Origin of the sequence: Confluentibacter flavum (assembly GCF_002843175.1) — a bacterium.
Lineage (GTDB): Bacteria > Bacteroidota > Bacteroidia > Flavobacteriales > Flavobacteriaceae > Confluentibacter > Confluentibacter flavum.
The window spans coordinates 110,227-121,476 of record NZ_PJEO01000050.1; the positions used below are offsets into that span (position 1 = coordinate 110,227).

The window sequence follows — 11,250 nt, forward strand, 5'->3', positions numbered from 1 at the left end:
GAAACGATTAGTTTTATTCTGTTTTGATTCGCTAATTTCTTTACTAACTTATTTTTTTAAGCTTATAAAAAATCTTTCAAAACAATTTTTAAAAGTATAATTTTATTATAATAGTAATAAAATAAATTATTTGAAAGATAATTTATTATAAAAAATTGTTATTTTTATTCCTATTTTTGGAGATAAGGAGTTTCGCTATTTTATAAAAAAACCATTTAAGTTTATAAAAACCGTCGGGACTTATTAAAAAGAAAGAATTTTTTAATTATCAAAATTTTCAAAATATGTGTCCAATAAAAAATCGCATTTAATGTTTTTTAAAAGTAGTGTATGAAAGAATTTATTTTATGTGTTTCGTGTTGTATATTATGGTGTCAAATTTCATTATCGCAAAGCTTACTGCCTCAATCAAGCGAGCCTCCAATAATTCCGATAGGGGAGCAGGCATATATTGATTGGGATAAACTTCCTTATCATCGAATAGGTATTAGGGGATATATGAGAAGTACTTATGATCGCACTGGGAATAACGAATCTGCAGATGCCAGTAACTTTCTATATCAAGAATCTGAAACAATGAATACAGTACTGGATTTAAAGGGTAATGGAATTCTATATTTTGCAAGAACGAATCATTGGCATGGTAGTCCCTGGAATTATGAAATTGATAGTAATGGTTTATTTGTAAAAGAAACAGGGACGAGTGACCCTATAAATGCTATTGATAGGTTTAAAGATACCGAGTTTATACCTGAGACACTTTTTCCATATCCCTTGGTCTGGACTTGGACTAAAACAAAAGGTGCTGATTTAATGTGGAGACCTGTTCCATTTGATAATTCTTTCCGTTTGTCTTATGGGCGGACATTTTACGGAACCGGATATTTCATTTATCATCTCTTCCCAAGACATATAGACCATGTTCAGCCTAGAACATCTTCCTTAAAAATGAATGCTCCAAAAAAAGAGGTTCTTGATCTTATAAATGAATCAGGAACAGATATAGCTCCAAAGGGAAATGGAGTGGCTCAATATTCTGGGAATTTATCACTTAAACCATTCGAATCTAAAACTTTTTTTGAATCAAAAGATGCACCTTCCATGATTAGGGCAGTTAAATTCATTTTGCCAAAGGAAAAAGCCCTTGATTTTGGTAATTGCAGAATCAAAGTTACCTGGGATAACCGCTTGTATCCTTCAATTGATGCTCCAATTGATTTGTTTTTCGGCACGGGTGAACTATACAATAATAACGGAAGGGAATATCTAGTAAAGGGTTTTCCTCTATCAATTAAATATGAAGAGGATACGGTTCATTTATCTTGTTATTGGCCAATGCCATATTTTCAAAATGCTAAATTTGAGATAACCGAAAGAAATGGACAGAGCATGGAGGATATAAAATGGGAAATACGAACTGTTCCTTATTTAGATCCAATTAACCATGTCTCTTATTTTCACGCCACTTATACTGACCATGAATTCCCAGAGGAGGGTAAGGATTTAACTTTTCTAGATACTAAACAAGTCGAAGGGGGTGGAGAATGGAGCGGCCATTTTGTAGGTATGAGCTGGATATTTACCGAGGACGGTGAGTTGAAAACTTTGGAAGGGGATCCAAGATTTTATTTTGACGATTCCCAGACTCCCCAAGCATGGGGAACAGGAACAGAAGAATGGGGAGGTGGAGGCGATTATTGGGGAGGTGAAAATATGACAATTCCATTTGCTGGTCACCCCATAGGTCAGGACGCTAAATCGGCTAAAAATAATTTGGAAAAAATAAATTCAGCCTATCGTTTTCTAGTGGCAGATTTTTTTCCATTTGGTAAACGAGCAATTATTAACCTAGAACACGGCGGACAAAACACCTACTCCGAGCATTATAGTGGAGTAACATATTGGTATGGCATAGATGCGCCAAGCTTGGTTTTAACAGATGAGTTAAATGTCTTCAATGAGGAAGACTCTCGAAGACATAATTATATGTCTCCAACCGCGAGCCTCCCATATTCATTAGTATCAAGATATGAATGGGGGCCTGACACCGATTCCCCGAACTTTGGAAATCCTCCAGATATGAAAGAGGACTATTACAGTTCACGATTATTTTTTCCTGCTCAACAGGATAGCGTAAGGTCTATGACAGGAGTTTCCCAATTTACTGTTTCTTTGGATCCAGATAACTTAGGTGTTTTACTACGCAGAAAATTCGATTACCTATATCCTAATCAGAAAGCGAATGTTTATGTAAAAGATGAGAACACTACCGAATGGGAATTGGCGGGTGAATGGTATACCGCGGGTAGTAATACTTGCGTATTTAGTTTCCCAGAAGGAGAACTTGATCAAGCGCAACATCAAATGATTACCAGTAATAGACGATGGCGCGAAGAAGAATTTTTGATTGGGCGCGAATTGACTGAAGGAATAGAAAAATTAGATATTAAAATAGAACATATTCCAAACTCAATCCAGTTATTTCCTGGTAAAGATTTTCCTGCTGAGTCACGGTGGAGCGAATCTAGGTACTGGGTTTATTGTTATTCAATGCCTAGAATTCACTCGAAAATTTCTAATGGTGCTTTTAGTCCGGGAAGAAAGCTAGAAAGTGGTTTAAAGTAGAGCTGCAACAATAAAAAACTTCCAAGCAGTTGGAAGCTTTTTATTAGAGTATTCGAAGGAATATTTTCATTCAATGTTTGTACTCAAATACTTATATTGTAAGCCGAATAATATATTAGGTTAATAATATTTGGGACTATGCTGTTTCTAATATTTTCAATCACTTGTTTCTCTAACCGGCTCTTGACACTGGTTTTATGAAGTGCAAATCAGATTTTTATTAATTTGCTGACTTATCGCTTAGGGTTACCAAAGATTAAATGATACCAGGTTTTACAATGGGATAGTTTCCGTTTTTATCAGGAAATTTGATTGTATTTGATTCCCACGATATATCAGTCGGTACAATACTAATTTTGGATTCAAGCAATGCTTCCATGGTTATTTCTTTACCAGTTTCCGCTGCCAATCTTCCCATAATGGTCGTTAAAGTACTTTTGGCACCATATTCCGTGTTATTGATATGCTTTCCTTTAATTATGGATTCAATAAATATGTTCTGTTCAATTTGTGTGGCGCCTAAATCTCCATTATCCCTATATCTCCAATAACTATTGCCTGATAGATCCAAAAACTCTTGTCTTTCATTTGCCACGCCTTTGGTTCCGTTCATTGACCAACCCATTTTATCCGAGCAATGGTCCATGTTTCTGCTCTGAGAATACATTTTCACACCGTTTTTGTACTCGTACTCTATAAAAAAATGGTCATAAACATCACCGTTATCCTGTCCGTTGTAGACCAATCTTCCTCCATTTCCAAGTGCCTTTATAGGGTAATCCTTCATGATCCAGTTCATCATGTCAATTTGATGGATAGCCTGTCCCGCTAATTGTCCCCCCCAGAGCCATGTAAAATATCGCCAATTACGAACCTGATATTCCATTTCAGTCTGTTGGGGTTCTCTGGGGATGACTTTTGGAGCCCCAACATTATAATAGGTACTTATGGAGGTAATATCTCCAATTTCCCCATTCCCTATTCTCTTTACCATTTCCTGATTTCCTATTTCATACCTAAATTGAAGACCAACGACAACGTTTAATTTTTTTTGGTCAGCCAATTTTCCAGCTTCCATGATTTGAATAAACCCTGGCACATCCACTGCCAACGGTTTTTCCATGAAGACATGTTTGCCAGCTTTTATGGATGCCTCAAAATGTTGTGGTCTGAAAGGTGGCGGGGTAGCAAGAATAATAGCATCACAGAACTCTATGACCTTATTGTAGGCATCAAAACCGGAGAAACATGTGTTTGTTGTAACATCACATTGTTTACTGAAATTTTGTTTAAGCAATGAAAAAACCCTATTGGTATTATCATCAAAGGTATCGCCAATAGCGACAACCCTGACCGATGTGGAAGCGGACAAGGCCTCAAAGAGCGCTCCTGTACCCCTTCCACCACAGCCAACAAGACCAATTTTTATAACTTTATCTTCGAAATTGTATTCAGAGGAACTATTGGATAGAGGATTATAAAGAACACTCCCAAATGCGGCAATCGAACTTTTTTTAATAAAACTCCTTCTTCCAGATTTACTTATATTTTTCATTTCGCTATATTTTTTAAATTTGATTTCTATAGTTAGTAATTTGCTTTTTTAATGTCCTTAGACAAGAATACCCCCACTACCAACGATTTTATTCGCTTTATTAATTACATATCACTTCCTTAAGACTAAGGAAATATATACACTTAAAAGTATTTATTCTAGATCAAAATAAACACTTAACCACTTTAATGGATGAAGATAAATTAGTGTTTTATTATAAAGGTAAGCAACCTATTTAATTTTCCAATATATTTCATTTCCTTTAATTTTTGTAAATATAATAAGATTAATAAAGTATTTTAATTATTTAAACTTATTTTTACGGTAAATATGAATTTTTTGAGAGTCTAATTTTCTAGTTGTAATGGTTATTAAGTTAGTTTTGTGCATTATTTCTTGTCTTGTGCTTGTAAAGCATTGCCAAGTAGATGTTAAATTAAGGAAAGATTGATGTTTTTCTGGAGATAAGCAAATATAATTGGTTCTTGGTTTTAATAATTAGCTACAAATGGAATATACTAGTGTATTTGATATGTTTAAGATTGGTGTGGGGCCTTCAAGTTCCCATACACTGGGTCCATGGATTGCAGGTCGACTTTGGATAAAAAGCTTGAAAGAAAGAGGTGTCTTGAATGATGTCTGTCAGGTAACGGTTCATCTTTACGGATCTTTAGCCCTTACTGGCAAAGGCCATGGAACAGATTTTGCGTTAATTCTCGGACTTTCGGATGCCGATCCCGAGACAATTATGATTAGGAATGCTCACACAATTGTCGAAAATGTAAATATTTTGGGCACGTTGTTTCTGGGAGGGGATAAGGGCATTGCTTTTAATTCACAATCCAACATACTGTTCCATAAAAAATTTCTTCCTTTTCATGCCAATGGATTGAAGTTCCAAGGAATTCTTAATTCGGGAAGAAAGGTTACCAAGACCTATTATTCGATAGGTGGCGGTTTTGTGTTAGCAGCGGGTCAAATTGCTTCCAAAATTAATTTACAGACCTTCAACTCTCTTCCATTTCCTGTTAGGACGGGTGGAGAATTATTGGAATTTTGTGAACAAAAAAATCTTTCCATTTCTCAACTGGTTTTGGAAAATGAGCGTTCGCTGCGCAGCGATGCCAAGATAAATCTGAGATTTCAGGATATTTGGAGTGCCATGCTCGACTGTGTTTACATGGGGTGCCATAATGAAGGCATCCTACCAGGAGGCCTGAATGTTAAAAGACGTGCTCCTAAAATCTATCAAAATTTAAAGAATTCTCTTAGTTATTCCAATCCACACGAATGGTTGGATACAATCCGGGCGACCCCTATGAGGTTTCGTCAGATCTTTCAATGGGTAAGTTGTTTTGCGTTGGCAGTAAATGAAGAAAATGCTTCTTTTGGACGCGTGGTGACCGCACCTACCAATGGTAGTGCTGGTGTGATTCCGGCTGTTTTATTATACTATTTGGCCATTGAAGATCGGAGTGGAAATTTTGAGCAGATTAAAAAATTTTATTTGGTTGCTGGAGCAATTGGAAGTATATTTAAGACTGGCGCTACAATCTCTGCGGCAATGGGGGGTTGTCAGGCAGAAATTGGCGTATCATCGGCGATGGCGGCTGGAGGGTTAACTGAACTGATGGGGGGCAACCCTGCTCAGGTGTTGATGGCTGCCGAAATTGCTATGGAACATCATTTGGGGCTCACTTGTGACCCGATTGGAGGATTAGTACAAATTCCTTGTATAGAGCGTAATTCCATGGGGGCTATAAAGGCAATTAATGCTGCAGAACTAGCTTTGAATTCAAATCCCAAAGAAGCTAAAGTGTCTCTTGATAAGGTTGTCGCAACAATGTGGGAGACGGCAAAAGACATGGATTCCAAGTATAAGGAAACTGCGGAAGGGGGTTTGGCAATTACAGTAGGCATGAGCGAGTGTTAACTGGATTTTGGGACTTAGTTAGAAAGTATATCAACATAGAAGGACGTTCAAATGATAGTTTAAGCAATGGGTTAGGTCCCACACGTTCGTTTGCGTCACTTAAAAGATTAAGTAATTTCGCCATAAATTTAAATTAATTAAAAATGAAAGAAAATATATATCTTCCAATTTTTGTTTTTCTTTTTGTTTTTCAATCATTTTTATGGGCTCAGACTAGATTTGAATATAACTATGAGCAAATGGGGACCCAAATCGGTCTGGTATTTTATGACAAAGATCATAAAAATGCAGATTTCCTTGCGAAATTGGTTTTTAAAAGAATAGATGAATTAAATAGGATCTTTAGCAATTATCTAATCGATAGTGAAATTAACCGACTGAGTGAGACACCATATGAAAATGTTAAAGTAAGCAAGGATCTCTTTCGGTTATTGTTTATTTCTTCGGTATACTCGCAAAAGACTTTTGGTTCTTTTGATGTTACCCTTGGTCCGTTGATAGAACTCTGGAAAAAGGCCAAGTCAAACAAAAAAATTCCATTAAAGTCGGAAATACATTTCGCTTTAGGAAAAACTGGTCATGGCCATATGGAATTCCCAGCCGTAGACATGATAAAATTAAATAAAGAGGGTATGCAATTGGATGTTGGTGGGATTGGGAAAGGTTTTGTTGCTGATGAGATTATTGCTTTGTTGGCGAATCATGGTGTGCGAATTGCTTTAGTTGATATGGGAGGGGACATTACAGTTGGTGATCCCCCACCAAATAAGGAATATTGGACTTTAGGTTTTAGTTTTTTTAATGAGAATGGAGAAGAGGTGTTTAATAAGTTAAAGCTCAGGAACCAGGCTGTTGCAACATCTGGGGATCTATATCAGTATGAACTACTTGATGGTAAGCGGTATTCCCATATTATTGATCCAAAAAGTGGTATGGCCCTTAGCAATAATATTCAGGTAACCGTAATTGCTCCCACTGGGACTATGGCGGATGCTTATGCCTCTGGAATAAGCGTATTGGACATGGTGGAAGGTGAAAAAGTGGTACGTGAAACACCTGCTTTAGAGGTCTACATTATAATGGATATGCCCAGTGCATATAAACAGTGGAACAGCAAAGGATTTTTGGATTATATACTTGAAGAGTGACCACAATGATTACTTAGGAATATCTACATTTACAGTTTGGTACTATTCGCTATAGTAAGATACTTTTAAAGGATTTTGAAGGCAGTTTTTATAATATTCAATTTGTCCATATATTTCATCCAAATCTTCTATGACTAAATAGGTATTTAATTCGTAATATTTACTACCCTTTGGGACGTGTGTAATATGGTCGTTTATCAACCTTCTATCCCAGTATCGGCCTTCATTGTCTCCAAGTGAGATTTTAGTGTGGGGATCATATAGGGGGGATGTATTCCCTTGAAGGTTAGAATTGTCATATATCAACCTTATGCTGATCAAACCATATTCATGCTCTTTATTGATAAAGCCTACCCATGATAGATTGTCTCTAAGAGGTAATTTTGTTAAGGAATCCAACTGTGGATTATTGTACAAGGCAATATAATTTACCATGCCAGAAGTGTCGGGATAGATTATATGTGTAAAAATTTTATTTACGGTCATCTCATCATTTCGCAGTAATGTAAGTGTGACATTTTTATTTACTTGCATATTGGATGAATATGTGAAGTAAGGTAAATTGGAATAAAAAGTGTATTCCCCAGTGAGATCGATTTCTTCATACCCTTTTACGTTTCCTGATTTAACGAAAGAAAAGAGATAGTCATTGTTTTCTGTCACTTGAGTATTTTCATTGTTCAAATGCCCAATTGTTTTATACTCTAATCCTTCTTTCTGAAAGTTGGGAGACCAATGTATATTGTTTTCATCTCTTTCGAAGAGAACATTTTTCTTTTTTAGAAACAAGGTGGACAATTGTCCATGGTATAGACCTTCTGCCTTTTTTTCATTAGTTATGCCAAAGTTGGCCTTAAAATGGTTGTTTTCAATTGTAATGGCCATGCCTTTACCTGTAATCTTCAGGTCGGATGATTTTGTTTTTTTTTTCGAAACGTTCACAAAAAAGGATTTCTTTTCATAGGCATTTATAGTAATAGGAAAAATATACCTACCTGCCTCCTTTCTTGATGGTGATCCATTTAGTTTTTCACCATAAATCAACTTATCAGATCCAATCTCTTCTAGAGTTATAAATTTTTCGAAATAACCTGGCAACGCAATTTGTATATATTCAAGATTCCTTGAAATACCAGTATTTTCTTCAATGACTATTTTTATTTTCTTGGAACGGGTACCACAACTGGAGAAAAGAAACATTGCTACTAATGCAATCGTAAAGAAGGATCTATCGGTAATTTTTAAAATATGAAATGAAAACATAAATGAACTATTATAATTTAATAAAATAAGTTAAAATAATATATATTTGAATAAAATAAAGGTAATATATAATTTTGTTTTAAAAATGAAAGCTTTAAAAATATTTATAAATCATAAAAAAAACGTTTTTGGTTGTTCAAAATCGGGATTGTTTTATAACATGAAAAATTTACATATTAAACAGTTAATAACCAAACTTGAGATTTATTTGTTTATGAGAAAAATGACAACGACAAAGTGTCAGGGAGGAATAGAGGAGTGGTATCTGTACAAATTTCTAATCAAAGATTGATATGGGACTCAAAAGTATTATAAAATCATTTGGACCAGGATTTATAATAGCCGCGGTGGTATTAGGGCCGGGGAGCCTTACGACAGCGGCCAAAATAGGATCTACCATTGGTTATGATTTTTTATGGGTAATCCTGATTGCTGCTATATCGATGATAGTTTATACGAACATGAGCACTCGATTTGGACTGATGCACAATAGATCTATATTAAATGTTATTTCTGAAAAATATGGAAGATGGTTGTCAATGGCCATTGGAATAAGTTCCTTTATAGCAACCTTAAGTTTTCAGTTTGGCAACAATTTAGGTGTTGGAATGGGTATGGAAACGCTTACAGGGATTAATGCTGGAATATGGCCAATAATATTTACCTTTTTGGCAATTATATTAATTTTTTACGCAAAGAATCTTTATAAGATTTTGGAAAAGATCATGATGTATGTTGTGATAATCATGATTTTGACATTTGTTGTCAACCTTGTTTTTATCAAACCTGATATTGTGGATATCGTGAATGGCTTTGTGCCAAAACCTTTTTCAAAAGATAATTTAAGTGAATTGGCCGCCATTGCCGGCACCACTTTTGTGCTGAATAGTGCTTTGTATCAGTCGTATTTGGTTCAGAACAAAGGTTGGGGGTTGGCGGATAAAGCCAAAGCTACAAGAGATTCAAACCTCGGTATTTTTCTATTGGCCTTAATGACTGTATTTGTTATTGCCACGGCGGCAAGTGCTCTTAAACCATTTGGAATAACGATAAACTCCGCAAGCGATATGGCAATTCAGTTGGAAACGCTTATGGGAAGTTATGCAAAATACATTTTTGCTATCGGTTTCAGTGCTGCGGCTTTTTCTTCTCTTTTGGTCAATGCAGTGATTGGAGGTGGGTTATTATCGGATGGGTTGGGCCTAGGGCAATCTATGGAACAAAAAGTTCCCAAAATTTTTACAATGATAATCTTATTAGTAGGCATGGGAACCGCAATGTATGTTGCCAGTGCTACAGGAAGTCCAGTCTATTCATTGATCATGGCACAGGCTTCTTCCATTATGGCGGTGCCGCTAATAGCAATAGGGTTATTTTTGGTGCTTAACAATAAAAGTATCATGGGGGAGCATACTAATTCGGGTTACCAAAATATATTATCGGTCATTGGTTTTGTATTGATTTGTATTTTGGTATATATTATGTACGATAGGTTGATAGGATATCTCAGTTCCCTTTAAACATTTTTGGTTTTAATTCCCCTATGCTCTGCGTCAAAATATAAAGGGAATTACTTTTTAATACCTCATATCCTTGGGGCCAGGCAGTTTATTTCAATACTAGATTTATGATGTCTGAATCTTAAACGACTTATTATGCAATGACTACCATGATGCCCGTACTCTCCAATGCTATTTTTTGTTCATTGCTGATACCACTGTCGGTAATTAAAACATTTATTTTTGATACGGGGCATATAAACGCAAGACTTCTTTTGCCTATCTTGCTGGAATCAGCAAGTACAATAATTTGTTTTGACATTTCTATCATAGTTCCGTTTAGGTGGGCTTCTTCCACATTGGGTGTGGATAGGCCATAATCTACATCAAGGCCATCTATTCCCAAGAATAATTTGTCACAAAAATAATTTCTAATATTTCGTTCGGCAGGTGTACCTATTAACGAAAAGGATTTGTTCCTAAGAAAACCACCAGGGATTATGACTTGTATATTGCTATTGTTATGTATTTGATTTACAACATTTAGTGCATTGGTTATGACTGTTAAATCAACTTTATTAGTAAGATTCCTAACAAGTTGCATCACAGTTGTGCCCGAATCAATCATTATAGTATCACCTTCATTGACAAATTCCGCTGCTTTTAAACCAATTAATTGTTTTTTCTTAATATTAATTTTATTCTTTTCATGAATATTATGATCAACACCTACAGGGTCTATCTTTAAAGCTCCTCCTCTCGCTCTAATCAAAACATTTTTGTTCTCTAGTTGAGCCAAATCGTTTCTTATGGTGACCTCACTAACATCAAACTTTTTTGCTAGTTCACTAATATCAACTTTGCCATTTTGATCAAGTTCTTGGACTATGGTGAATCTTCGATCGACTGTTTTTTTTTTTTTTTGCATAGATATGAAGTATTGAATTGAACTATATAAAATTAATTGCTTCTAATAATCAAAGATAATTATAATTGTGATATACAAAAAAAAACAGCTAAATAAAATTTATTCTTTCAAAAGCTTTCTTTTTCATTATTTTTCATTATTTTTATTATTAATAAAGTTAAAAAAACTTATATTTATAAACTAAAATGTGTTTTATATATAACAGTCGGTATTATTTTAATGATTTAAATGTTAATACCAATTGATTCCGAATTTAGCCAAACTTGTTTTGATTAATATGATAATAATTATTCTAGGGA

At 35.1% G+C, this 11,250-nt stretch carries 7 protein-coding genes; 4 read left to right on the forward strand and 3 right to left on the reverse strand.

The features are described 5' to 3' along the window. Nucleotides 1-330 precede the first annotated feature (330 nt). A complete protein-coding gene (locus tag CSW08_RS13460) occupies nucleotides 331-2,625 on the forward strand; it encodes a DUF2961 domain-containing protein (RefSeq protein ID WP_106660389.1) in 2,295 nt (764 codons plus the stop codon). A 256-nt stretch (nucleotides 2,626-2,881) separates the two neighbouring features. Here CSW08_RS13460 and CSW08_RS13465 read toward each other — a convergent pair whose 3' ends face one another. Then, nucleotides 2,882-4,180, reverse strand: a complete 1,299-nt coding sequence (locus CSW08_RS13465) for a Gfo/Idh/MocA family protein (RefSeq protein ID WP_106660390.1) — start codon at nucleotides 4,178-4,180, stop codon at nucleotides 2,882-2,884. 508 nt (nucleotides 4,181-4,688) lie between these two features. Between CSW08_RS13465 and CSW08_RS13470 the strand changes: the two genes are divergently transcribed. Both CSW08_RS13470 and CSW08_RS13475 read left to right on the forward strand, forming a co-directional pair. Then, complete coding sequence (locus tag CSW08_RS13470; protein ID WP_106660391.1) at nucleotides 4,689-6,113, forward strand: L-serine ammonia-lyase; 1,425 nt, start codon at nucleotides 4,689-4,691, stop codon at nucleotides 6,111-6,113. A gap of 239 nt (nucleotides 6,114-6,352) precedes the next feature. Then, nucleotides 6,353-7,261 carry an FAD:protein FMN transferase gene (locus CSW08_RS13475; protein ID WP_157831488.1) on the forward strand — a complete coding sequence of 303 codons (909 nt, stop codon included), beginning with the start codon at nucleotides 6,353-6,355 and terminating at the stop codon, nucleotides 7,259-7,261. Nucleotides 7,262-7,303: 42 nt separating this feature from the next. Here CSW08_RS13475 and CSW08_RS13480 read toward each other — a convergent pair whose 3' ends face one another. Next, a complete protein-coding gene (locus CSW08_RS13480) occupies nucleotides 7,304-8,524 on the reverse strand; it encodes a hypothetical protein (protein WP_106660393.1) in 1,221 nt (406 codons plus the stop codon). A 293-nt stretch (nucleotides 8,525-8,817) separates the two neighbouring features. Between CSW08_RS13480 and CSW08_RS13490 the strand changes: the two genes are divergently transcribed. After that, complete coding sequence (locus CSW08_RS13490; protein ID WP_106660395.1) at nucleotides 8,818-10,044, forward strand: Nramp family divalent metal transporter; 1,227 nt, start codon at nucleotides 8,818-8,820, stop codon at nucleotides 10,042-10,044. Nucleotides 10,045-10,177: 133 nt separating this feature from the next. Here CSW08_RS13490 and agaR read toward each other — a convergent pair whose 3' ends face one another. Continuing rightward, entirely contained in the window at nucleotides 10,178-10,951 is a 774-nt protein-coding gene (gene agaR / locus CSW08_RS13495) for a transcriptional repressor AgaR (RefSeq protein ID WP_106660396.1), read from the reverse strand. Nucleotides 10,952-11,250 lie beyond the last annotated feature (299 nt).